Genomic DNA, 23,296 nt, shown 5'->3' with positions numbered 1-23,296 from the left:
ATATATGGGATGGTGGCGTGAAACCATTGATATCGTAAAAGAAAATGATCCAGCAGCTCGCACTACCTTGGAAGTTTTGCTGACCTATCCTGGTGTCAAAGCCTTGGCTGCCCACCGTCTCTCTCATTTTCTCTGGAAACATGGCTTTAAGCTTTTAGCTCGTATGCACAGCCAGTTTTGGCGTTTTTGGACGCAGATAGAGATTCACCCAGGCGCTCAGATCGAATCAGGTGTCTTTATCGACCATGGTTCAGGTCTTGTAATTGGGGAGACGGCTATCGTTGAAAAAGGAGTTCTTCTCTACCACGGGGTAACCCTTGGTGGGACTGGGAAGGATTGTGGCAAACGCCATCCGACCGTTCGTAAAGGAGCTCTCATCTCTGCTCATGCTCAAGTCATTGGACCTGTAGAAATCGGTGAAAATGCCAAAGTCGGTGCTGCAGCGGTTGTCGTAGCAGATGTTCCTAGTGATGTAACGGTTGTCGGTATTCCAGCTAAGATTGTCCGAGTGCATGGGCAAAAGGATGAACCAACCATTCACGAAGTTGAAGTAAAACGGGAATACTACGTCAATAAACTTGAGCAGGCGAGAGATGCCAGTCATAGTTCGTCAGGCTTATAGAGGATACCTATATGATTCAAGCAAGAAACAAGTTAAGCCAAGAGGAGCTATCTGAGGCGAAAAAACTAATTAACTGTTGCCAAAACTATGACAGTACTTATCGTGATCCTTATCTTTCTAACATGCTCAATTTTAACCCCGATATGCCCACCTTTTTCCTTTATTATGAAAAAGGTGAACTTGTTGGCCTATTAACCGTCTATGCAGATGACCAAGATGTGGAAGTAGCGATCCTGGTCCACCCCAATCATCGCCGTCAAGGAATTGCGCGTGCATTGTTTACTAGTTTTGAGAGAGAAACAGCTTCTTTTCCGATTCATTCAGTCACTTTTCAGACAGAGTGTGTTTTTCTAGACCGCCATCCTGATTTTGTCAACAACTGGGGACTGGTTGAGGATGAAGAGACAGAAACCTGGTTAGGTAAGGATAGAAGACCTTATCCGTTAGCAAAACTTTCCAATCTGGACGTTTTGTTAGCAGATCGTTCCTATCAGGATCAAATTAGTCAGTTAAAATTTCAGGTATTTTCAGAGGAACATGAATCTAAAGAAGTTGTGGATAGATATGTCGCTAAAGCTCTGAAAGATCCAGAAAGTCGCCTATATATTTTATTAAAAAACGGTCAGGTTATTGGAACTTGTACAGTTGATTTATCGACTAATACGAATTACCTCTATGGTTTAGCAATAACTGAGCTTGAACGTGGGCAAGGCTACGGAAGCTATCTAGCAAAATCCCTCGTCAACAAACTGATTGAGCAAAATGATAAGGAGTTTCAGATTGCTGTGGAAGATAGCAATGTAGGTGCCAAACGTTTGTATGAAAAGATTGGCTTTGTCAAACAAACCCAAGTGGTTTATCTGAATGCGAAAGAGTAATAAATGCTATTAGAAGAATTTGAAAATGTACCTGCTGTTATAGAGCCAACTGATCGAAGCCTTCTTAGTGGTGGAGAAATCTGTGATACCATTATCTTGTCTTTTAATGGAGAAATCCTTGAACGAGTAAAGCAGATAGATGGTGTCTACGAAGGTGGCTATCTTACCAATCTAAATGGCAAACTGCCATGGTATATCTATGAAAAAGATGGGAGTAAGGTAGCAGTTGCTATGGCTACGATTGGTGCTCCAATGATTGTTGGACTCTTAGAAGAACTCAAAGCAAGAGGATTTAAGAACTTTATCGTTTTAGGGTCTTGTGGAGTTCTGGACCAGTCTATTCAAGTAGATAAGATTATCCTACCAAGCTCGGCTTTACGTGATGAAGGTACTAGTTATCACTATGCTCCAGCAAGTGATGAAATAGCCTATGAGCGATCTCTACTCTTAACTATGGAAAAAGCCTTGGATAAAGCTGGTATTGAGCATATTCGAACAAAGTCTTGGACCACAGATGCCTTCTATCGTGAGACAGCTGCTAAAGTCAAACGAAGACTAGAAGCAGGAGCTAGAGTTGTAGATATGGAAGCTTCAGCTATCATGGCCTGGGCCCAATATCGCCAAGCCAATGTCTATCAATTTTTCTACACAGCTGACTATGTCGACCATCACAATCATGAATGGGATGCTAGACGCGAGGATAGAAAAGCGGATGCTATGACTTTCTTTGAGATTGCCCTAGTCATTGCTCAAGAGTTAGTTTAGACTAGTCTTTACGATAAATTCGAAAAAAGAAAGGAAGGGAGCCTAACGGAAAACATAGAAATAAAACTTCCGTAGTGACTCCCTTCATCTTTTTACTTCATTCTTCTTTTATGTTTAGAAAGGAGCAAGGAAATCCGATTTGTGACAGGCAATCGGACTAAAATTTCGTTGAACAGTTAGTTATGAAACTATCTGTTTATGAATTTTAGCTTTCCTGACTATTATTTTATGATTAAAATCTATGACACTATGTCTCGTGATTTGCGAGAATTTATCCCAATCGAGGACGGCAAGGTTAAGATGTATGTCTGTGGGCCGACAGTTTATAACTATATCCACGTGGGGAATGCCCGCTCAACAGTAGCCTTCGATACCATTCGTCGCTACTTTGAGTACCGTGGTTATGAGGTTGTCTACATTTCAAACTTTACCGATGTGGATGATAAGATTATCAACCGTGCCAAGGAAGAAGGTATCACACCTCAGGAAGTAGCGGACAAGTATATCGCTGCCTTTCGTGAAGATGTGACAGCTTTGGGTGCTAAACCTGCGACTCGTCATCCACGTGTTGTAGAGTTTATGGCTGATATCATCCGCTTTGTAGAAGACTTGATTGAAAAGGGCTATGCTTATGAGAGTCAAGGAGATGTCTATTTTCGTGTAGAAAAATCTCATAACTATGCTAAGTTGGCCAATAAAACCTTGGAAGACTTGGAGCTAGGTGCTTCAGGTCGTACAGATGAAGAAACTGCTCGTAAGGAAAATCCTGTAGACTTCGCTCTATGGAAAACTGCTAAACCAGGCGAGATTTCTTGGGACAGTCCTTGGGGACCTGGTCGTCCAGGCTGGCATATCGAGTGTTCGGTCATGTCAACGGAGATTTTGGGTGATACTATCGATATTCACGGTGGTGGAGCTGACCTTGAGTTTCCTCACCATACTAACGAAATTGCCCAGTCTGAAGCTAAAACAGGCAAGACCTTTGCCAACTACTGGATGCACAATGGCTTTGTCAATATCGACAATGTCAAGATGTCTAAGTCTTTGGGAAACTTCATTACGGTACACGATGCTCTCAAAACTATCGACGGTCAAGTATTGCGTTTCTTCTTTGCGACTCAGCACTACCGTAAGCCTATCAATTTTACGGAAAAAGCAGTGCGTGATGCGGAGATAAATCTCAAGTATTTGAAGAACACCTATGAACAACCATTTACTGGAACTGTAGATGCTCAGGAGTTACAGGCATTTAAAGATAAGTTTGTAGCTGCTATGGATGAGGATTTCAATACAGCTAATGGAATCACAGTTGTCTTTGAAATGGCCAAATGGATCAACTCAGGCAACTATGATGCAACCGTTAAGGAAGCTCTTGCGGCCATGTTAGAAGTCTTTGGAGTAGTCTTTGTCGAAGAAGTTTTGGATGAAGAGATTGAAGCCTTGATCCAAAAACGCCAAGAAGCGCGTGCTAATAAAGACTTTGCGACAGCTGACCAAATCCGTGACCAACTAGCTGCACAAGGGATTAAGCTACTTGACACCAAGGATGGAGTGAGGTGGACACGTGATTGATGTCAATCTCATTAACGGGATTGCTCTAGCTTTTGAAGGAGATGCAGTTTATTCTATGTATATCCGTCGCCATCTCATCCTCAAAGGCATGACCAAGCCCAATAAACTCCACCAAGAGGCAACCAAGTATGTGTCGGCCAAGGCTCAGGCACATTTGATTTCCCTCATGCTGGAAGAAGAAGTCCTAACGGAAAAAGAAGAAGAAATCTATAAACGGGGTCGCAATACCAACAGCCATACCAAGGCTAAGAATGCGGATGTGGTAACCTACCGTATGTCCACGGGTTTTGAAGCGGTCATGGGCTATCTTCATATGACTGAAAATGTGGAACGCCTCGAAACCTTGATTTCTTGGTGCATCCAAAAAGTGGAGGGCTAGAAATGATTGCAAAAGAACTATTGGATTGGTTTCCTGATGGTAAAATCTTAGATCAGCCAGTTGATAAAGAGGGTTATCTAAGTCTACCTCTGTCAAATTATCAGTGGCTTTTGCTTGAGGAAGCTAGTCTGAGCGAGCGTGAAAAACAACTGGTGGCTCTCTTAACCAAGCAGGAGCAAACCATTTCCCTCAATCCCTGGTATAGTTATCTCATTGAAGGCAAAGGACAGGCACCGCAAAACTTTAAAAAATTGCAGCTTGTCTATTGTCACCTATCCTATTTCCAACAGGAAAATTTAACGTCTTGGTTAGAGATGATGGGAACTCTCTTTCCAAATTGTCAAACGGTGCTTCAGGTGGGAGCGCAGGATTACATTTTTGTTCTCCAACAGGATAAGTACACATCCGTTCGCTCTATCTTGATGGATACCTTGGAAGCTGTAGAATATGACTTTGGAGTACGTTTATCCATCATGTTAGGTCAGGTCTGGTCACAGACAGGACATCAGGTTCTGTCAGATCTCATCAAAGCAGAACGTGACTTGTTCAAAAACTGGTGGCGACAAGGGCATCAAGGGTTCCATACTTTTTCTCAACTCTATCTGTGGAGTATGGGTGGAAGAATTGTGGATCTCCGAGTTGTCAAGGAATATCTGCATCAGATGATTGTGGACCAGGATCAGATTCAGGAAATCATCCTTTCACTGTGGGAAAACAGTGCTGTCCTTACGAAGACAGCTCAGCAACTGTATTTACATCGCAATTCTCTCCAATACAAGATTGATAAGTGGGAAGAACTGACAGGACTGCAGTTGAAAGAATTGACAGATTTGACCTTGTGTTATCAGTTGATTTTACCAGATATAATCTAAAGTTTTGTGCAAGTTGCACAGAACTTTTTTATTTTTTTGGTCACCTTGCCATAGAAATGTAAAGCGTTTTCATCTATAATAAAACTATCAAATGACAAAAGGAGTTCACCGAAATGGTAGAATTAAATCTTAAAAATATTTACAAAAAATATCCAAATAGCGAACACTACTCAGTTGAAGATTTCAACTTGAACATTAAAGACAAAGAATTTATCGTTTTCGTAGGACCTTCAGGATGTGGTAAATCAACTACTCTTCGTATGATTGCAGGTCTTGAAGACATCACAGAAGGTACTGCATCTATCGATGGCGTGGTTGTCAACGATGTGGCTCCAAAAGACCGTGACATTGCCATGGTATTTCAAAACTACGCTCTTTACCCACACATGACTGTATACGATAACATGGCTTTTGGTTTGAAATTGCGTAAATATAGCAAAGAAGACATTGACAAACGTGTACAAGAAGCAGCAGAAATTCTTGGTTTGAAAGAATTCTTGGATCGTAAACCAGCTGACCTTTCAGGTGGTCAACGTCAACGTGTTGCCATGGGTCGTGCGATCGTCCGTGATGCAAAAGTATTCTTGATGGACGAACCTTTGTCAAACTTGGATGCAAAACTTCGTGTATCAATGCGTGCTGAAATCGCTAAAATCCACCGTCGTATCGGAGCTACAACTATCTACGTAACTCACGACCAAACAGAAGCGATGACACTTGCAGATCGTATCGTTATCATGTCAGCAACTAAAAACCCTGCTGGTACAGGTACTATCGGACGTGTTGAACAAATCGGTACTCCTCAAGAAGTTTACAAAAACCCAGTTAACAAATTCGTAGCAGGATTCATCGGAAGCCCAGCTATGAACTTCATCAACGTTAAATTGAACGGTGACCGCATTGTTGCTGACGGATTTACTTTGAAAGTTCCAGAAGGTGCTTTGAAAGTTCTTCGTGAAAAAGGCTACGAAGGAAAAGAATTGATCTTCGGTATCCGTCCAGAAGACGTAAATGCAGAACCTGCTTTTCTTGAAACATTCCCAGAATCAGTTGTGAAAGCAACAATCTCTGTATCAGAATTGCTCGGTTCAGAATCTCACCTATACTGCCAAGTTGGTAAAGATGAGTTCGTTGCAAAAGTTGACGCTCGTGACTACTTGCAAGCAGGTGCAACAGTTGAACTTGGATTTGACTTGAACAAAGCACACTTCTTCGACGTAGAAACTGAAAGAACAGTTTACTAAGATAGATTTGAATCAATGAGCACTACTAGAGTTTTTCTGGTAGTGTTTTTTTATTAAGTTTAGCAAACTCTTACAGAAGAAGCTTTTCTAGTTTTCATATCCTCAAAAAAGTGTTAAAATGGTAGGAAGAATTGGAGAGTATGCATGCCAAAAGAAGTAATTTATTCAGGCGATGAAGTCGTCGCTTTAACGCAAAAATATTTATCGAAAGAAGATGTGGCTTTTGTCCATAAGGCCTTGGTTTATGCTGTTGAATGCCATAGTGGCCAGTATCGTAAATCAGGTGAGCCCTACATTATTCATCCCATTCAGGTAGCTGGAATTTTGGCTAAACTTAAGCTAGATGCTGTTACAGTTGCCTGTGGTTTTTTGCATGACGTGGTAGAAGACACAGAAGCTACCTTGGATGACTTAGAGCGTGAGTTTGGCCATGATGTTCGAGTGATTGTGGACGGTGTTACCAAACTTGGTAAGGTTGAGTACAAGTCTATCGAAGAGCAGCTGGCTGAAAACCACCGCAAGATGCTTATGGCCATGTCAGAGGATATCCGTGTTATCTTGGTCAAACTTTCTGACCGTCTGCACAATATGCGCACCCTCAAACATCTTCGTAAGGACAAGCAGGAGCGTATTTCTAGAGAAACCATGGAAATCTATGCACCGCTTGCTCACCGTTTGGGGATTTCAAGTGTTAAGTGGGAACTAGAGGACCTCTCTTTCCGCTATCTGAATCCAACTGAATTTTACAAGATTAGTCACATGATGAAGGAAAAACGTCAAGAACGCGAAGCCTTGGTCGATGAAGTTGTGACGAAACTTGAGGAATACTCATCTGAGCGCCACCTTAAAGGGAAAATCTATGGCCGTCCAAAGCATATCTACTCTATTTATCGCAAGATGCAGGACAAGAAAAAACGCTTTGAGGAGATCTATGACCTAATTGCCATTCGCTGTATCCTAGACACTCAAAGTGATGTATATGCGATGCTAGGTTATGTTCATGAGCTTTGGAAACCAATGCCAGGTCGTTTCAAGGACTATATTGCCAACCGTAAGGCCAATGGTTACCAGTCCATCCATACAACTGTTTATGGGCCAAAGGGACCGATTGAATTCCAGATTCGAACCAAGGAAATGCATGAGGTTGCTGAGTACGGTGTTGCGGCTCACTGGGCCTACAAAAAAGGAATCAAGGGTCAAGTTAATAGCAAGGAATCTACCATTGGGATGAATTGGATCAAGGAGATGATGGAGCTCCAAGATCAAGCAGATGATGCCAAGGAATTTGTAGATACTGTCAAAGAAAACTACCTGGCTGAGGAGATTTATGTCTTTACTCCAGATGGCGCGGTTCGTTCACTTCCAAAAGATTCTGGCCCGATTGATTTTGCTTATGAGATTCATACTAAAATTGGGGAAAAAGCAACAGGTGCCAAGGTTAATGGTCGCATGGTACCATTGACTACCAAGCTAAAAACAGGTGACCAGGTTGAAATCATCACCAATCCAAATTCATTTGGACCAAGCCGTGACTGGCTCAACATGGTTAAGACCAGCAAGGCTCGAAATAAAATTCGTCAGTTCTTTAAAAACCAAGACAAAGAATTGTCCATCAATAAAGGTCGTGAATTGCTGATTAATCAGCTCCAAGAAAACGGCTATGTGGCTAATAAATTTATGGACAAACGTCACATGGATGAAGTCCTTCAAAAAACTAGTTACAAAACAGAAGAAGCCCTTTTCGCAGCCATTGGTTTTGGAGAAATCGGAGCCATCACTGTCTTTAACCGTTTGACGGAGAAGGAACGTCGTGAAGAAGAGCGTGCCAAGGCTAAGGCAGAGGCTGAAGAATTGGTCAAGGGTGGCGAAGTCAAGGTGGAGAACAAGGACACGCTTAAGGTTAAGCATGAGGGTGGAGTAGTCATCCAAGGTGCTTCTGGGCTCTTGATCCGGATTGCCAAATGTTGTAACCCTGTTCCAGGTGATGATATCGTCGGCTATATTACCAAAGGACGCGGAGTTGCCATCCACCGTGTAGACTGTATGAACCTTCGTTCACAGGAAAACTACGAACAACGTCTACTCGATGTTGAATGGGAAGACCAATTCTCAAGCAAGGAATATATCGCTCATATCGATATTTACGGTCTCAATCGTACTGGACTTTTGAACGATGTTTTACAGGTCTTGTCAAATACAACTAAAAACATCTCAACGGTTAATGCCCAACCAACCAAGGATATGAAATTTGCTAATATCCATGTTTCCTTTGGAATTTCAAACCTTTCAATGCTGACCACTGTAGTTGATAAGATTAAGAGTGTACCAGAAGTTTACTCAGTCAAACGGACCAATGGTTAAGTTGGTTTGATATAATCAGAAAGGATTGCAATGAGAATTATCGTTCAGCGTGTCAAGAAAGCTCAAGTTTCTATTGAGGGTCAAGTATATGGGAAAATCCAGCAGGGGCTCTTACTCTTAGTAGGTGTAGGACCTGAGGATCAAAAAGAAGATATGGATTATGCAGTTAGAAAGCTTGTCAATATGCGGATTTTCTCAGATGCTGAAGGCAAGATGAACCTTTCTGTTAAAGATATCCAAGGAGAAATCCTTTCCATCTCTCAGTTTACTTTGTTTGCCGATACCAAAAAAGGCAATCGTCCAGCCTTTACAGGTGCAGCTAAACCGGATATGGCGGAAGCTTTCTATCAAGAATTTAACCAAGAACTAGCCAAGGAAGTTCCTGTTGAGACAGGAGTCTTTGGAGCAGATATGCAGGTAGAACTGGTCAATGATGGCCCAGTAACCATCATCCTTGACACCAAAAATAGATAAGAAAAACCAAGCTCGCGGGCTTGGTTTTTTGCTGATAAAGACTTTAGTTCATTTTTTCAACATAGAGTTGTTTAGCGATTTCGAGGCTGACTTGAAGTTCTTCATTGTTGTGAATCAGGGTAAAGGTATTAGAGAAGCCATCGAACTGCTTGACTTGGAGTTGTTCTCCAATATGGATTGCATGTTTTTCCAAATATTGGAGAAGTTCAAAGCTATCATGAACTCTTGTCAAAAGATAGGTTCCAGCTGCCTTGATATCAGAGAGTGGTAGGTTATTAACCTCAACTAGAAGCTCACCCTTGGCAGGAATGGTTCCACCATGGGGACAGGTCTTTGGAAAGCCTAACATATTTTCCAGTCGCTCCACAAAAAGGTCTGAAACTGTATGCTCTAATACCTCAGCCTCATCGTGAATCTGATTGCTGGTATAGTCTAGATGGTGAACCAGAAAAACCTCAATGAGTCTGTGCTTTCGGTAAAGGTCAGATACAAGTTTTAAACCAATGTCCGTTAGTAAGTAGCCCTTTTTCTGATCTTTTAGGATAAGATTTTCGGATTGCATGCGCTTGATCATTTCAGTTACAGCTGGAGGTGATACCTGCATTCGAGCAGCGATTTCTTTATTGGTAATCTTAGGAAGTTCCATGCCAATCTCATAAATACATTTTAAGTAGTCTTCTTTATTAGGTGTCATTTGCATTTCCTTGTTTATTATCTCCATCTAGTATACCAAAAAAAGCTAGATTTCTCTAGCTTTCTGCCTTGTTATAAGTGGGCTTTCTTTTAGTCAAGCGACTTTGCTGCTTCAATGGCTGCTTCAAAGTTTGGCTCGGAATTGATATTGTCCACATACTCAACATAACGGATAATATTGTCAGCATCAAGGACAAAGACCGCGCGCGCAAGCAGATGCCACTCATTGATTAAGAGCGCGTAATCACGTCCAAAAGAGTGGTCGAAGTAGTCTGAGAGCATGATGGCATTTTCAATTCCCTCTGCGCCACACCAACGTTTTTGAGCAAATGGAAGGTCCATAGAAACAGTAAGGACAACAGTGTTGTCCAAGCTAGCCAATTCTTGGTTAAAGCGACGAGTCTGAAGTGAGCAGATACCAGTGTCGATAGAAGGAATGACACTCAAAATCTTTTTCTTACCTTCAAAGTCAGCCAGTGATTTTTTAGAAAGGTCAGTTGTTGTTAGAGAAAAGTCAAGAGCCTTGTCTCCTACTTGCAGTTGTTTTCCTGTGAAAGTTACAGGATTTCCAAGGAATGTAGTCATAAGCTACTCCAATCTTTTTTCTTTCATTCTACATTAAATGTTCAGACTTTTCCAATAGTTTGACTGAAAATATGGGCAGAAAAAAACGTCAGCTCACGTGAGAATGACGTTTTTCAGAGGCTTATTTTGCCAAACCTTCAGCAATCTTGTCAAGGTTGTATTTCATCATGTTGTAGTAGCTGTCGCCTTCTTTACCTTCTTCAGCGATAGAATCTGTAAAGATTTGAGCATAGATTGGGATGTTTGTGTCTTGTGAAACAGTCTTCATTGGACGGTCATCGACACTGGATTCGACAAAGAGGGAAGGAGTTTTTGTTTGGCGAAGTTTTTCAACCAAGGTCTTGATTTGGTCAGGTGTTCCTTCTTCTTCAGTATTGATTTCCCAGATGTAGGCACTTGGTACACCGTAAGCTTTAGAGAAGTATTTGAAGCATCCTTCGCTGGTTACGATGAGTTTTTTCTCAGCAGGGATGTTGTTAAATTTCTCTTTAGCTTCCTTATCAAGTTTGTCTAGTTTTTCAGTATATTCTTTGAGATTTTTTTCGTAGAATTCCTTGTTGCTAGGGTCTTTAGCGCTCAATTGTTTTGCGATATTTTTAGCAAAGATGATCCCATTTTCAAGGTTGAGCCAAGCGTGTGGGTCTTCTTTGCCTTTTTCGTTTTGGCCTTCAAGGTAGATAACATCAACACCTTCGCTGACTGCAAAGTAGTCTTTGTTTTCAGTTTTCTTGGCATTTTCTACCAATTTTGTAAACCAAGCATTGCCACCTGTTTCAAGGTTGATACCGTTATAGAAAATCAAATCAGCTTGAGAAGTTTTCTTAACGTCTTCAGGAAGTGGTTCGTATTCGTGTGGGTCTTGACCAACAGGAACGATACTGTGAAGATCAATTTTGTCACCAGCAATATTTTTAGTAATATCAGCGATGATTGAGTTTGTAGCAACAACTTTTAGTTTTTGACCAGAAGCTGCATCTTTTTTTCCGCTAGCACATGCTACAAGAGCAATGACAGAAAGAAAGAGAACGAGTAATGTACCTAATTTTTTCATTAGATCCTCCAATTTAGTGGGGTTCTGCCCCTTATTTTAACAAATGTTTATTTTTCAGTTTCAAATATCGTTGTTTTGGAGCGATAAAGAAGCTAATAAGAAAGAAACTAGCGGCTGTAAGCACGATACTAGAACCTGCCGCAACGTTAAAGCTATAGCCGATAAAGAGTCCCAAAACTGAAGCTGTAGCTCCAAAGGTTGAGGAAAGGAAAATCATACTTTTCAGGCTATTAGCATAGAGATAAGCAGTTGCTGCTGGGGTAATCAGCATGGCTACAATCAGGATAGTTCCGACACTTTGCATAGCTGTCACAGACACGAGAGTTAGGAGTACCATGAGTAAGTAGTGATAGAAATTGACAGGCATTCCCATGGCCTTAGCCAAGAGTTCATCAAAGGAAGTGATCAAGAGTTGCTTGAAGAAAATCCAGATTAACAAGAGAATGGCTACCCCTACACCCATAGTAATAAACATATCCGTATCTTGGACGGCTAGGATATTACCAAAAAGGATATGGAAAAGGTCAGTTGAACTTTTAGCGACACTAATCAAGATGATACCGAGGGCTAAGAAAGAAGAAAAGGTAATGCCGATGGCGGTATCGCTTTTGATAATCGAGTTCCCCTTGATGTAGGTAATGATGATGGCAGCTAGCAATCCAAAGACAATGGCTCCGATAAAGAAGTCAAGGCCCAAGATGAAGGAGAGGGCTACACCTGGCAAGACAGCATGTGAAATGGCATCTCCCATGAGTGACATCCCGCGTAGAATGATGAAACATCCCACAGCTCCAGCTACGACCCCGACGACAATAGCTGTTATCAAGGCATTTTGTAGGAAATGGAATTTTTGCAATCCATCGATAAATTCTGCAATCATAGGTCACCTCCATTGAAAAAGAGTCGATTACCGTAAGCTTCTTTTAGATTGGCTTCGGTAAAAGTTTCTTTGGTCGGACCAAAGGCAATCACTTCTCGATTGACAAGCAAGACTTGATCGAAGTAGTGGGGAACCTTGCTGAGGTCGTGGTGGACGATGAGAACCGTCTTCCCAGCTTTTTTCAGATCTCTCAGCGTATTCATGATGATTTCCTCACTGACTGAGTCAATCCCAACAAAGGGTTCATCCAAGAGGATATAGTCGGCTTCCTGCACCAAACATCTGGCAATCAAGACCCGCTGGAATTGACCTCCAGAGAGTTGACTGATTTGCCGTTCAGCGTAGTCAGCTAGGTCGACGATTTCAAGGGCCTCTTGCACTTTCTTCCAATGTTTAGCATTTAAACTTCGAAAGAGAGGAATAGAGGGAAACAGTCCTAACGAGACGCATTCCTTGACCTTGATGGGAAAGTTGTAGTCGATATTGATTTTTTGTTCGACATAGGCGATTCGATGTAAGGATTTTTTAACTTCCTTGTCATCGAGAAATGCCTGACCTTGATGTGGGATAATTCCCAGCATACCTTTTAATAATGTTGATTTCCCAGCGCCGTTTGGGCCAATAATTCCGGTAATCGTTGGTCCTTGGAGCACTAGTGAAATATCCTTTAGTGCCAACGTTTCTTTGTAGGAGACACTGAGGTTTTCGATACGTATCATACAGTTATATTCCTCCTATCTTTTAATATACCTTAAAATAAAAATTAAGTCAAGTTAATTTTTGTAAATATTTAAAATATTAACTAGAAAACAATCAGAAGAAGACGGCATTTTTAATTGCATTCCCCAGGGATTTTTGCTAAGCTAAGAATAAGTGAAAAATGAAAGCGAGAACAAGATGACACGTTATCAAGATGATTTTTATGATGCAATAAATGGTGAGTGGGAAAAGACTGCTGTTATTCCAGCCGATAAATCGAGAACAGGTGGTTTTATCGACCTTGACGAAGAAATCGAAGAGTTGATGCTAACGACGACTGACAAGTGGTTGGCTGGAGAAGATGTTCCAGAAGATGCTATCTTGGCAAATTTTGTTAAGTACCATCGTATGGTCAGAGATTTTGACAAACGAGAAGCAGATGGAATTGAGCCAGTCTTTCCTTTATTGAAGGAATACCAAGATTTGGAAAGTTTTGCGGATTTCGCAAGTAAACTAGATGCATTTGAATTAGCTGGTAAACCAAACTTCCTTCCATTTGGAGTATCACCAGACTTTATGGATGCTAGAACCAATGTTCTCTGGGCTAGTGCTCCAGGAACTATCTTGCCTGACACAACCTACTATGCGGAAGACCATCCACAGCGTGAGGAATTATTGAACCTTTGGAAAGAAAGTACTGCTAATCTCCTCAAAGCCTATAACTTCTCAGATGAAGAAATCGAAGATCTTTTAGAGAAACGATTGGAATTGGACCGCCGTATCGCAGCAGTTGTACTATCAAACGAAGAAAGTTCAGAGTATGCCAAACTCTATCATCCATACTCTTATGAAGATTTCAAAAAGTTTGCACCAGCTTTACCTCTCGACGACTTCTTCCAAGCAGTGATTGGGCAAGTACCTGATAAGGTTATCGTAGATGAGGAACGTTTCTGGCAAGCAGCAGAGCAATTCTATAGTGAAGAAGCTTGGCCTTTGCTCAAGGCAAGCTTGATCTTGAGTGTGGTCAACCTTTCAACTAGCTATTTGACAGATGAGATTCGTATCTTGTCAGGTGCTTATGGCCGTGCTCTTTCAGGTGTTCCAGAAGCCCAAGATAAACGCAAGGCTGCTTACCACTTAGCGCAAGGACCATTCAAACAAGCTCTCGGACTTTGGTATGCCCATGAAAAATTCTCTCCAGAAGCCAAGGCGGATGTAGAGAAAAAAGTAGCAACTATGATTGACGTTTATAAGGAACGCTTGGCTAAGAACGACTGGCTGACTCCTGAAACACGAGAAAAAGCTATCGTTAAACTCAATGTCATCAAGCCTTATATCGGTTATCCAGAAGAACTACCAGCTCGCTACAAGGATAAGGTAGTGGACGAATCTGCTAGCCTCTTTGAGAATGCCCTATCTTTTGCGCGCGTGGAAATCAAACACAGCTGGAGTAAGTGGAATCAGCCAGTTGACTACAAGGAGTGGGGAATGCCTGCTCATATGGTCAATGCCTACTACAATCCACAAAAGAACTTGATTGTCTTCCCTGCTGCTATTTTACAGGCACCATTCTATGACTTGCATCAGTCATCTTCTGCCAACTATGGTGGGATCGGAGCGGTTATCGCCCATGAAATTTCTCATGCCTTTGATACAAATGGGGCTTCCTTTGATGAAAATGGAAGTCTCAAGGATTGGTGGACAGAGAGCGATTATGCAGCCTTTAAAGAAAAGACACAGAAGGTTATCGACCAGTTTGATGGCCAAGAATCTTACGGCGCAAAAATCAATGGGAAATTAACTGTATCCGAAAACGTTGCCGATCTAGGAGGAATCGCTGCAGCGCTAGAAGCTGCTAAGAGAGAGCCAGATTTCTCAGCTGAAGAGTTCTTCCATAACTTTGCTCGTATCTGGCGTATGAAAGGTCGCCCAGAGTTGATGAAACTCATGGCTAGCGTTGACGTACACGCGCCAGCTAAACTCCGTGTTAACGTCCAAGTGCCAAACTTTGACGACTTCTTTACGACCTATGATGTCAAAGAAGGCGACGGAATGTGGCGTTCACCAGAAGACCGTGTGATTATTTGGTAAAATGATTTCTTAACCAAGTATAACTTGACGTGAATGATTCATTTTTGAAGTTTATACATCTGAAAATGCAATGCTATCGAGGTTAATATGAAGAAATTTTTAATGATGCTCTCATCTATTCTTTCGATTTCAGTTTTGGCATCTTGTGGTCTCAATAAAAATAATAGCAATACAGAACCTTCATCTGCACTATCATCTGTTTCCAAAGACGATAAGTCTAGTACATCAACAGAAGCAAAGACTGAAAATACAAGCGAATCGTCAACCAAAGCGTCACAATCAACTGCTGAAAATAAGAAGGAAACGGGACCAGATTTGTATAAAGAAGTGATTGAACGTTATAATCACTATACAGAGCTTTTAAAACAAGGTAATAGAGAAGATTTATACGAGGAAAATAAACAACACAAGATTGCATCAGAAGAATATGGCATGATTTTCTCTCGAATGGATTATCAAAATGCACCAGACTTTAAATATGCCCTTCTTGATTTGAATAAGGATGGGCAAGATGAGTTACTTATTGGGGATGAAAAATTCGTTTCAGCCATTTATTATTTGGAAAATCAAAAACCAAACTTACTTCACACAGCTTATGTAGCTTCTGCAGGTGGTTTTCGCTCAGGCTTTGTTATTTACGAAAATGGTCTAGTCTCTTATGCAGACTGGCAGTCAACTCGTCCAGAAATGAACCTGGCTCTATATTCGTTTGATAAAAATGGAGTGCAGAAGATTAAAGAAGCAACTATTCAAATCGGTGGTAATGAAAAAGCAGAGCAAGTTTTAGATATTTCTTCTGAAAAGCTTGATTTGTCTAACATTGACTGGAAAGAATTGAATCCAACTAATTAGTTTTAAATTATTTTTCTAGTCAATTTTGATTCTACCGAGCAAGTAGTGATGTAGAAATTGAAGCTATACAAAAACCAAGGATAATTGTCCTTGGTTTTTATGTTTTAGAAAAATGGATTGAAGGTTTTTTCGTGAGCGATGGTAGTAGCAGGTCCGTGCCCTGGATAGACATCGTAGTTTGGAAGGGTGAAGAGCTGGGTTTGGACACTATGAAGGAGTTGTTCCATGCTACCTGTAGGTAGATCTGTTCGACCAATGGTTTCTCGGAAAAGGGCATCTCCCGTTAAGACCAAGTGTCCATCTGGGAAAACAAATGAAACTCCACCGATAGAATGGCCTGGAGTTGGTAATACAGTAAAGCGGAATTCCTCAATCTGGTATTCTTCATGAAAGACAAAGGTCTGTTCGGCTGGTCTACATACGACATCTGCCATATCGTCGTGTCGAGGAAGGCCAGAAAGATTGTCGACAGGAGTAAAGAGCCAAGCAGCTTCGCTTTCTGACACATATACGGGAGGATTTCCGAAAGTATCTCTGACCAAGTCTAGACTCATAATATGGTCGTAGTGGGTATGGGTCAGAAGAATGGCACAGACCGGTTTATTGATGGTTTCGATAGTTTTGCGAATGACCTCCCAATGGCTACCAGGATCGATCACAATCAGGTGTTGCTCCCCTTCAAGATAATAAGTATTTTCATAGGCGACAGGATTCACAGTTTTATGGATTTTCATAGGATTTCCTCTTTCAAAGATTTACAGTTTCTAGTATAACACAGAAGAATAAAATAAGGAATCAACAAGAAAGTCCCTCCGTAAAGGAAGGACTTTTTGATAAATTAAAAATGATTCTTCCAGGCTTGGAAACGAGCATCCAGCAGGAGTTGTGTCAGATTTTTTAAGATTTCAACTTGTTCAGGCTCCAGTGTCTGGGCTTGAGAAACAAGTTGTTGAACATGGTCAATAGCATTTTTAGAAGACAGTTCATTAATGGAACTGATTCCAGATTCTAGAATGGTACCAAAGAAGAGATCGATGTAGAGCTCCAATTCCTCATCAGGAACACTGTCCACCCATTCTTTGAGAGTGTCTTTAATTTGGAGACTCTCACTGCTGATTTCTTCTAGTTGGACAAAGTGATTATCCTCAGTTTGCCAACTAAAGGTGCTGTGTTGGGCGATGCCACCAAGAGCTGTAGATTTGACGACGATAGGAGTATCAGGAACTTCCAGCATCATGCCAATGACAGAACCTTGTGGGATGAAACGGTGAATTTTTGGAATAACATCTTGATAACCAGTGGTCTCAGTCAGATGAGCCTGCAAACCAGGGGCATCATAGGTATAAACTGCAGATATCTTGTCTTGCAATTCAGGTCGAATTTGACTGGCAGCATAGACAGCCAGATTCCCACCTTTAGAATGTCCAGCTACAATCACTTTTTGTTTTGGATGTTGGGTAAAGAAATCCTCCAAGTATTCAAGAGCATGCTTTTGGGCAGGGATTTCCTTCATGTAGGTCATATGGAAATCTTCCTTCCAACCAATAATACTATCGTCTGTACCTCGAAAGACAATCAGATAAGTATCTAAATCAAGGCGATAGGTCATAGCAGCGAACTGTTTCTGTTGCTCGGTATCAATTTCGTTGACAAAGTTAGAGAGTTTGCTATTTTTAAAACGTTTGTGCTGGGCAAGCTGGTCTAAGAGTTGCAGACGTTCTTTATTGGTCAACATGGTGCTTTCTCGCGGGACACGTGTTGCGACATCGCTTAAACGATTGACAGGCTGGTCCAATAGGTTATCAAAAGAAAGATAGGTCAGCTCTGTAAAAGCAAGTATATCCAGTTCATTCAAGGGAAGATCGTAAAAAGAATCGTATTGAACGTCAGTTAGGTAGTCGAAAATATTGGACATGGGAACTCCTTTCTTTACTTTTATCTTATCAGATTTGCATCAATTTCGCTAGTAGTGAGGAGAATTTTGCTATAATATAGAAAAAGGAGGAGCAGATGCATAAGATTTTACTAGTAGAAGATGATCCAGTTATCCGTCAACAAGTTGGGAAAATGCTCTCTGAATGGGGGTTTGAGGTAGTCATGGTAGAAGACTTCATGGAAGTTCTAACCCTATTTGTTCAGTCTGAGCCACATCTAGTTCTCATGGATATCGGCTTGCCTCTCTTTAATGGTTATCACTGGTGCCAAGAGATTCGCAAGATTTCTAAAGTTCCCATTATGTTTCTGTCTTCGAGAGACCAGGCTATGGACATTGTGATGGCTATTAATATGGGGGCGGATGATTTTGTGACCAAGCCTTTTGACCAACAGGTTCTTTTAGCCAAGGTACAGGGCTTGTTGCGTCGTTCCTATGAGTTTGGACGGGATGAAAGTCTCCTAGAGTATGCTGGAGTTATCCTCAACACCAAGTCTATGGATGTGCATGTCAATGGCAAAGCTATCAGTTTAACCAAGAATGAATTTCAGATTTTACGTGTCTTATTTGAGCATGCGGGAAATATCGTAGCGCGTGACGACTTGATGCGGGAGCTTTGGAATAGTGACTTTTTTATCGATGATAATACCTTATCCGTTAATGTCGCCCGTCTGCGTAAGAAATTGGAAGAAGAAGGTTTGATTGGTTTTATTGAAACCAAGAAAGGAATAGGGTACGGATTGAAACATGCTTGATTTCAAAAGTTTTTTTCTAGCTTATATCCGTTCGCGCAGCCGTTTTTTCGCTTTTATTCTCTTACTTACAGGTTTACTTTTTCTCTTTGAGGTCTTATTTGATAACCAAGTGCCTTACTTTAACTATTTCTTCTTTCTATCTACATTTTTGACACTTCTGTTTTTGGTCTATGATTTCTTGATAGAATTGCAACGCTATCGCAAGGAATTGTTTTACGGAAAAAGAGAAGCCAAGTCCCCAATGGAGGCTCTATTGACTGAAAAATTAGAGAAAAGTGAAGAGGAACTCTACCAAAAGAAATCAGATGCGGAAAACCGCTATAATGATTTGGTGGATTACTATACACTCTGGGTGCATCAGATAAAAACACCCATTTCAGCCAGTAAACTCCTCGTGAGCGAGGTGGCAGATCGCCAATTGAAACAACAGTTGGAACAGGAAATTTTTAAGATTGATTCATATACCAATCTCGTACTCCAATATCTACGATTAGAAAGCTTCCATGATGATTTGGTTTTGAAGAAAGAGAATATAGAAGATCTGGTCAAGGAAGTCATTCGCAAATATGCTATTTTCTTTATCCAGAAAGATCTAAGTATTAATCTGCATGACTTGGACAGAAGGATTGTGACGGATAAAAAATGGCTGTTGGTAGTCATTGAACAAATCCTATCAAATAGCCTCAAATACACAAATGAAGGTGGAATTGAAATCTATATGGACGATCAAGAACTTTGCATCAAGGATACTGGGATTGGTATCAAAAACAGTGATCGGTTGCGAGTCTTTGAACGTGGATTTTCAGGATATAATGGTCGAATGACCCAACAGTCATCTGGACTTGGGCTCTATCTAACCCAGAAAATCAGCCAAGAATTAGGACATCAGATTCAAATAGAATCCGAACTTGGGCAAGGAACAACTGTGAGGATTAAGTTCTCTGAAGTGAATTTACTGATTGAATGAAAAGAATTGTGAAGAGCTTGGAAGAAACCTTTCAAGCTCTTCTTTAGACCTTGATCTAGTGAGAAAAAAGGCTTCAATTAGATAAAAATGTAATCTTACAAAAATGTAAGATTAAAGGCCTCTTTTGTAAGGTTATGTTATGGTAAGCCATCTTTTTTTGGAGTAAACTTAGAGCATAAAGAAAAAGGAGAGGAACCATGAAAACAATTTTACAAAAGAAACATACAAGTAAGCCGAGTCCAAAGGATATCGAGCGAGTTCAAATCGGCATCGAAATGATGCAAGCTCAGTTTCAATTAATGGGATATTAAAAAGGAGAAGTTAAAATGACACTATTAGATGTAAAACACGTTCAAAAGATTTATAAAACTCGCTTTCAAGGCAACCAAGTAGAAGCCCTGAAAGATATTCACTTTACCGTTGAAAAAGGCGACTACGTTGCTATTATGGGTGAATCTGGATCCGGTAAATCTACTCTACTGAATATTCTTGCTATGCTTGACAAGCCAACGCGTGGTCAGGTCTTCCTAAACGGAACTGACACAGCTACCATTAAAAATTCTGAAGCATCAAGCTTCCGTCGTGAAAAGTTAGGCTTTGTCTTCCAAGACTTCAATTTGTTAGATACGCTTTCTGTTAAAGACAATATCTTACTCCCTTTGGTATTGTCTAGAAAGCCTATTACAGAAATGATGAAAAAATTGGTCGTGACGGCCGAAAATCTTGGCATCAATCAATTGCAGGAGAAGTACCCTTATGAAATCTCTGGAGGGCAAAAACAAAGGGTTGCAGTTGCACGGGCTATCATCACAGAACCAGAAATTCTTCTTGCGGACGAGCCAACAGGTGCCCTAGACTCTAAATCGTCTGCAGCCCTCCTTGATATCTTTGATCAGATCAACGAGCAAGGGCAAACCATTCTCATGGTGACCCACTCAACAGCAGCGGCTAGCCGTGCAAAACGTGTTCTTTTCATCAAGGACGGTATTCTCTATAATCAAATCTACCGTGGTGAAAAGACGGATCGTCAGATGTTCCAAGAAATCTCTGATACCTTGACTGTTATGGCAAGTGAGGTGAACTAGTATGTTTCGATTAACCAATAAGTTGGCCATATCCAACTTAATTAAAAACCGCAAACTCTATTATCCGTTTGCTTTGTCTGTCATTTTGGCAGTCACAATTAGCTATCTCTTTTATTCCCTAGCCTTTAATCCTAAAATTGTGGATTTACGTGGTGCATCTGCTATTCAATTTACCCTACAACTAGGGCTTGTCGTTGTGACACTTGCATCTGCCATTATCGTGCTTTATGCCAACAGTTTTGTCATGAAAAATCGCTCAAAAGAACTGGGTGTCTATGGTATGTTGGGACTAGAAAAGCGCCATTTAATTGGTATGACCTTTAAGGAACTCCTGATTTTTGGTCTAGTAACAGTCACTGCTGGGATTGGGATTGGTGCTCTCTTTGACAATCTGATTTTCGCTTTATTGCTCAAACTTTCAAAGATGAAAGTGGAGTTAGTTGCAACTTTCCAATGGTCCGTAGTGCTTTCAATCCTTCTGGTATTCGGTTTTATCTTTTTAGCCCTTGTCTTCCTAAATGCTATCCGCATTATCCGAATGGATGCTCTGCAACTTTCTCGTGAGAAAGCAAAAGGTGAGAAGAAGGGGCGTTTCCTAGTCCTTCAGACACTTGTAGGGCTAATTGCACTAGGTGGTGGCTACTACTTAGCACTAAGCGTAACAGATGCTTTCAAAGCTATCGCTACTTTCTTTATTGCGGTTATGTTAGTTATTGTAGGGACCTATCTCTTATTCAATGCTGGTATTACAGTTTTCTTACAGTTGCTCAAGAAAAACAAGAGATATTACTACCAACCTAACAACCTCATCTCTGTTTCTAACCTTATCTTTCGTATGAAGAAAAATGCTGTCGGATTAGCAACAATTGCCATCCTTTCAACCATGGTTTTGGTTACTATGTCTGCAGCTACTAGTATCTACAACGGATCTGAAAATATGAAAAAAATCCTATATCCTCACGATATGTCAGTTTCAGGACAAAATGTAGAAGTTGAGGATTTAGACCAACTATTGAGTCAATATGCCAGTGAAAAGAATCTAACGATCAGCAATAAGGATGTTCTCAGCTTTTCAAGTTTTGGTCTTTCTAGTCAAGATGGGACCAAATTAACCATCTTTGAAAAAGGGCAAAACAATGTCATGCCTAAGACAGTCTTCCTAGTTTTTGAACAAAAAGACTATGAGAAAATGACTGGACAAAAGCTTCATTTAACGGATAACGAAGTTGGTCTTTGGGCTAAAAATGACCAACTAAAAGGTCAGAAAACATTCAGTCTTAACAATCAAGAGTATCGTATCAAGGAAGAAATCCAGCAAGATTTTATCATCAATCATGTTTCAAATCAGTATGTTCTCTTGATTTCGGATTATAACTACCTTGTCGTACCAGATCTTCAAATCTTTTTAGAAAAATATCAGGATTCTGCTATTTATACTCAGTTATACGGTGGTATGGATGTAACCGCCAGTCAAGAGGAACAGTTAAAGCTAGCTGACGATTTTCATGAGTATGTGAATAATTTCAGTCATAATCTTAAGAGCGAAGGTGGTATGGTATACGGTGGAAATACTGCGAGTGACGCAATTGCCCAAATGAATGCTCTCTTTGGCGGAGTTCTCTTTATTGGTATTTTCCTCTCTATCATCTTTATGATTGGAACTGTACTCGTTATCTACTATAAACAAATCTCAGAAGGTTATGAGGATCGTGAACGCTTTGTCATCCTGCAAAAAGTGGGCTTGGACCAAAAACAAATCAAACAAACCATTAACAAGCAGGTCTTGACTGTTTTCTTCCTCCCCGTAATCTTTGCTTTCCTACACTTGGCTTTTGCCTATCATATGTTAAGTTTGATTCTTAAGGTCATTGGGGTAGTAGATACAGCTATGATGTTAAGTGTAACACTTTCTATTTGTGGTATCTTTGCCCTCATCTACGTACTTATCTTTATGATTACTTCAAGAAGCTATCGTAGAATTGTTCAAATGTAAAAACAGAAACATCAAAAAAGAGAGTGGGACAGAAATCGTTAATTCGTTAGAATGCGATTTCGTCGTCCCACCTCCGCACAGTTGAGTAGGGCTGTAAAAGCTGATGAAATCAGCGTAGTAGAGCCCACTCGACCACTGCGTCTTGCTCGACAATCCAAAGACAATTGAGAGGTTAGGACTTTTGTCCCGGCCTCTTTTTTAGTAGCTAGAATTTTGTACCAGGTTTTATCTCTTATTTCTCAACACGTGATTTGTTGGCGATATCAGCTAGGATTGCTGCTACAAACTCATCATGTTTAAACATTAAAACGGTATTCACTTTCAGAGGAGATATCGTTTTTCTTCTTCTTATTCGGATAAGGATACAAAAATTTCTTCTTTTCTCTATCTTTTAAATTAATTGATTTCTTCAGAGAAAGGCTGTAAAATTTTTGATATAATATCAAGGATAGACTGATGGATATTTAATACTCTTCGAAAATCAAATTCAAACCACGTCAGCGTCGCCTTACCGTACTCAAGTACAGCCTGCGGCTAGCTTCCTA

At 40.7% G+C, this 23,296-nt stretch carries 23 protein-coding genes; 15 read left to right on the top strand and 8 right to left on the bottom strand.

What is annotated here, in order from left to right:
* Positions 1-4: 4 nt before the first annotated feature.
* The 9 genes from cysE to dtd all read left to right on the top strand — a co-directional run bounded on the left by cysE (position 5) and on the right by dtd (position 9,167).
* On the top strand, positions 5-622 hold the full coding sequence (cysE, locus tag O3611_RS00535) for a serine O-acetyltransferase (protein ID WP_371607466.1): 618 nt from the start codon (positions 5-7) through the stop codon (positions 620-622).
* Positions 623-633: 11 nt separating this feature from the next.
* On the top strand, positions 634-1,500 hold the full coding sequence (locus O3611_RS00530; RefSeq protein WP_371607465.1) for a GNAT family N-acetyltransferase: 867 nt from the start codon (positions 634-636) through the stop codon (positions 1,498-1,500).
* A gap of 3 nt (positions 1,501-1,503) precedes the next feature.
* Positions 1,504-2,265 (top strand): nucleoside phosphorylase, encoded by a 762-nt coding sequence (locus tag O3611_RS00525; RefSeq protein WP_371607464.1) that lies wholly within the window; start codon positions 1,504-1,506, stop codon positions 2,263-2,265.
* 228 nt (positions 2,266-2,493) lie between these two features.
* Positions 2,494-3,837 carry a cysteine--tRNA ligase gene (cysS, locus tag O3611_RS00520; protein ID WP_371607620.1) on the top strand — a complete coding sequence of 448 codons (1,344 nt, stop codon included), beginning with the start codon at positions 2,494-2,496 and terminating at the stop codon, positions 3,835-3,837.
* On the top strand, positions 3,830-4,216 hold the full coding sequence (locus O3611_RS00515) for a Mini-ribonuclease 3 (protein WP_045763483.1): 387 nt from the start codon (positions 3,830-3,832) through the stop codon (positions 4,214-4,216). The genes cysS and O3611_RS00515 overlap by 8 nt, the downstream gene beginning before the upstream one ends.
* 2 nt (positions 4,217-4,218) lie before the next feature.
* The gene (locus O3611_RS00510) at positions 4,219-5,088 is read left to right on the top strand and encodes a helix-turn-helix domain-containing protein (protein ID WP_371607463.1); all 870 of its coding nucleotides are present in this window, start codon (positions 4,219-4,221) and stop codon (positions 5,086-5,088) included.
* A gap of 113 nt (positions 5,089-5,201) precedes the next feature.
* Positions 5,202-6,332 carry an ABC transporter ATP-binding protein gene (locus O3611_RS00505; RefSeq protein ID WP_049504000.1) on the top strand — a complete coding sequence of 377 codons (1,131 nt, stop codon included), beginning with the start codon at positions 5,202-5,204 and terminating at the stop codon, positions 6,330-6,332.
* 144 nt (positions 6,333-6,476) lie between these two features.
* A complete protein-coding gene (locus tag O3611_RS00500; RefSeq protein ID WP_371607462.1) occupies positions 6,477-8,693 on the top strand; it encodes a bifunctional (p)ppGpp synthetase/guanosine-3',5'-bis(diphosphate) 3'-pyrophosphohydrolase in 2,217 nt (738 codons plus the stop codon).
* Between the two features lie 30 nt (positions 8,694-8,723).
* Positions 8,724-9,167: a D-aminoacyl-tRNA deacylase gene (gene dtd, locus O3611_RS00495; protein WP_049530966.1), complete on the top strand. Its 444-nt coding sequence runs from the start codon at positions 8,724-8,726 to the stop codon at positions 9,165-9,167.
* 43 nt (positions 9,168-9,210) lie between these two features.
* Here the strand turns inward: dtd and O3611_RS00490 are convergent, their stop codons facing one another.
* The 5 genes from O3611_RS00490 to O3611_RS00470 all read right to left on the bottom strand — a co-directional run bounded on the left by O3611_RS00490 (position 9,211) and on the right by O3611_RS00470 (position 13,095).
* Entirely contained in the window at positions 9,211-9,861 is a 651-nt protein-coding gene (locus O3611_RS00490) for a metal-dependent transcriptional regulator (RefSeq protein ID WP_315639402.1), read from the bottom strand.
* A gap of 89 nt (positions 9,862-9,950) precedes the next feature.
* Positions 9,951-10,445, bottom strand: a complete 495-nt coding sequence (gene tpx, locus O3611_RS00485; RefSeq protein WP_315639400.1) for a thiol peroxidase — start codon at positions 10,443-10,445, stop codon at positions 9,951-9,953.
* 121 nt (positions 10,446-10,566) lie between these two features.
* Complete coding sequence (gene psaA, locus O3611_RS00480; protein ID WP_315639398.1) at positions 10,567-11,496, bottom strand: metal ABC transporter substrate-binding lipoprotein/adhesin PsaA; 930 nt, start codon at positions 11,494-11,496, stop codon at positions 10,567-10,569.
* 31 nt (positions 11,497-11,527) lie between these two features.
* Positions 11,528-12,376 (bottom strand): metal ABC transporter permease, encoded by an 849-nt coding sequence (locus tag O3611_RS00475; protein WP_075231207.1) that lies wholly within the window; start codon positions 12,374-12,376, stop codon positions 11,528-11,530.
* Positions 12,373-13,095 carry a metal ABC transporter ATP-binding protein gene (locus O3611_RS00470; protein ID WP_075231208.1) on the bottom strand — a complete coding sequence of 241 codons (723 nt, stop codon included), beginning with the start codon at positions 13,093-13,095 and terminating at the stop codon, positions 12,373-12,375. Before O3611_RS00470 ends, O3611_RS00475 begins: the two co-directional genes overlap by 4 nt.
* A 178-nt stretch (positions 13,096-13,273) precedes the next feature.
* Between O3611_RS00470 and O3611_RS00465 the strand changes: the two genes are divergently transcribed.
* Positions 13,274-15,166, top strand: a complete 1,893-nt coding sequence (locus O3611_RS00465) for a M13 family metallopeptidase (RefSeq protein ID WP_371607461.1) — start codon at positions 13,274-13,276, stop codon at positions 15,164-15,166.
* Positions 15,167-15,253: 87 nt separating this feature from the next.
* Positions 15,254-16,018 (top strand): hypothetical protein, encoded by a 765-nt coding sequence (locus tag O3611_RS00460; RefSeq protein ID WP_153225436.1) that lies wholly within the window; start codon positions 15,254-15,256, stop codon positions 16,016-16,018.
* A gap of 104 nt (positions 16,019-16,122) precedes the next feature.
* On the opposite strand, the gene O3611_RS00455 is transcribed toward O3611_RS00460, so the two are convergent.
* Positions 16,123-16,752, bottom strand: coding sequence for an MBL fold metallo-hydrolase (locus O3611_RS00455; protein WP_315639396.1), 630 nt, complete (start codon positions 16,750-16,752; stop codon positions 16,123-16,125).
* 104 nt (positions 16,753-16,856) lie between these two features.
* A complete protein-coding gene (locus O3611_RS00450) occupies positions 16,857-17,933 on the bottom strand; it encodes a DUF2974 domain-containing protein (RefSeq protein WP_315639395.1) in 1,077 nt (358 codons plus the stop codon).
* A gap of 95 nt (positions 17,934-18,028) precedes the next feature.
* Between O3611_RS00450 and O3611_RS00445 the strand changes: the two genes are divergently transcribed.
* The 4 genes from O3611_RS00445 (at position 18,029) to O3611_RS00430 (ending at position 22,751) form a co-directional block, all read left to right on the top strand.
* Entirely contained in the window at positions 18,029-18,706 is a 678-nt protein-coding gene (locus tag O3611_RS00445; protein WP_000548968.1) for a response regulator transcription factor, read from the top strand.
* Entirely contained in the window at positions 18,699-19,673 is a 975-nt protein-coding gene (locus O3611_RS00440) for an ATP-binding protein (protein WP_315639394.1), read from the top strand. Before O3611_RS00445 ends, O3611_RS00440 begins: the two co-directional genes overlap by 8 nt.
* 326 nt (positions 19,674-19,999) lie before the next feature.
* The gene (locus O3611_RS00435) at positions 20,000-20,758 is read left to right on the top strand and encodes an ABC transporter ATP-binding protein (protein ID WP_006152604.1); all 759 of its coding nucleotides are present in this window, start codon (positions 20,000-20,002) and stop codon (positions 20,756-20,758) included.
* A 1-nt stretch (position 20,759) separates the two neighbouring features.
* Complete coding sequence (locus tag O3611_RS00430) at positions 20,760-22,751, top strand: FtsX-like permease family protein (protein ID WP_371607460.1); 1,992 nt, start codon at positions 20,760-20,762, stop codon at positions 22,749-22,751.
* Here the strand turns inward: O3611_RS00430 and O3611_RS00425 are convergent.
* On the bottom strand, positions 22,719-22,904 hold the full coding sequence (locus O3611_RS00425; protein ID WP_371607459.1) for a hypothetical protein: 186 nt from the start codon (positions 22,902-22,904) through the stop codon (positions 22,719-22,721). The genes O3611_RS00430 and O3611_RS00425 overlap by 33 nt on opposite strands.
* Between the last annotated feature and the right edge of the window lie 392 nt (positions 22,905-23,296).

The organism is Streptococcus sp. 27098_8_91 (assembly GCF_041432385.1).
Classification (GTDB): Bacteria; Bacillota; Bacilli; order Lactobacillales; family Streptococcaceae; genus Streptococcus.
This window is presented reverse-complemented; position numbering and strand designations above follow the sequence as displayed.

Coding starts and splice junctions, on each gene's coding strand:
- O3611_RS00490 (WP_315639402.1), bottom strand. CDS start 9,861: ATGACACCTAATAAAGAAGACTACTTAAAATGTATTTATGAGATTGGC.
- O3611_RS00435 (WP_006152604.1), top strand. CDS start 20,000: ATGACACTATTAGATGTAAAACACGTTCAAAAGATTTATAAAACTCGC.
- O3611_RS00430 (WP_371607460.1), top strand. CDS start 20,760: ATGTTTCGATTAACCAATAAGTTGGCCATATCCAACTTAATTAAAAAC.
- O3611_RS00465 (WP_371607461.1), top strand. CDS start 13,274: ATGACACGTTATCAAGATGATTTTTATGATGCAATAAATGGTGAGTGG.
- O3611_RS00460 (WP_153225436.1), top strand. CDS start 15,254: ATGAAGAAATTTTTAATGATGCTCTCATCTATTCTTTCGATTTCAGTT.
- O3611_RS00525 (WP_371607464.1), top strand. CDS start 1,504: ATGCTATTAGAAGAATTTGAAAATGTACCTGCTGTTATAGAGCCAACT.
- tpx (WP_315639400.1), bottom strand. CDS start 10,445: ATGACTACATTCCTTGGAAATCCTGTAACTTTCACAGGAAAACAACTG.
- psaA (WP_315639398.1), bottom strand. CDS start 11,496: ATGAAAAAATTAGGTACATTACTCGTTCTCTTTCTTTCTGTCATTGCT.
- O3611_RS00470 (WP_075231208.1), bottom strand. CDS start 13,095: ATGATACGTATCGAAAACCTCAGTGTCTCCTACAAAGAAACGTTGGCA.
- O3611_RS00445 (WP_000548968.1), top strand. CDS start 18,029: ATGCATAAGATTTTACTAGTAGAAGATGATCCAGTTATCCGTCAACAA.
- O3611_RS00500 (WP_371607462.1), top strand. CDS start 6,477: ATGCCAAAAGAAGTAATTTATTCAGGCGATGAAGTCGTCGCTTTAACG.
- O3611_RS00440 (WP_315639394.1), top strand. CDS start 18,699: ATGCTTGATTTCAAAAGTTTTTTTCTAGCTTATATCCGTTCGCGCAGC.
- O3611_RS00505 (WP_049504000.1), top strand. CDS start 5,202: ATGGTAGAATTAAATCTTAAAAATATTTACAAAAAATATCCAAATAGC.
- O3611_RS00475 (WP_075231207.1), bottom strand. CDS start 12,376: ATGATTGCAGAATTTATCGATGGATTGCAAAAATTCCATTTCCTACAA.
- O3611_RS00450 (WP_315639395.1), bottom strand. CDS start 17,933: ATGTCCAATATTTTCGACTACCTAACTGACGTTCAATACGATTCTTTT.
- O3611_RS00455 (WP_315639396.1), bottom strand. CDS start 16,752: ATGAAAATCCATAAAACTGTGAATCCTGTCGCCTATGAAAATACTTAT.
- cysS (WP_371607620.1), top strand. CDS start 2,494: ATGATTAAAATCTATGACACTATGTCTCGTGATTTGCGAGAATTTATC.
- dtd (WP_049530966.1), top strand. CDS start 8,724: ATGAGAATTATCGTTCAGCGTGTCAAGAAAGCTCAAGTTTCTATTGAG.
- cysE (WP_371607466.1), top strand. CDS start 5: ATGGGATGGTGGCGTGAAACCATTGATATCGTAAAAGAAAATGATCCA.
- O3611_RS00530 (WP_371607465.1), top strand. CDS start 634: ATGATTCAAGCAAGAAACAAGTTAAGCCAAGAGGAGCTATCTGAGGCG.
- O3611_RS00510 (WP_371607463.1), top strand. CDS start 4,219: ATGATTGCAAAAGAACTATTGGATTGGTTTCCTGATGGTAAAATCTTA.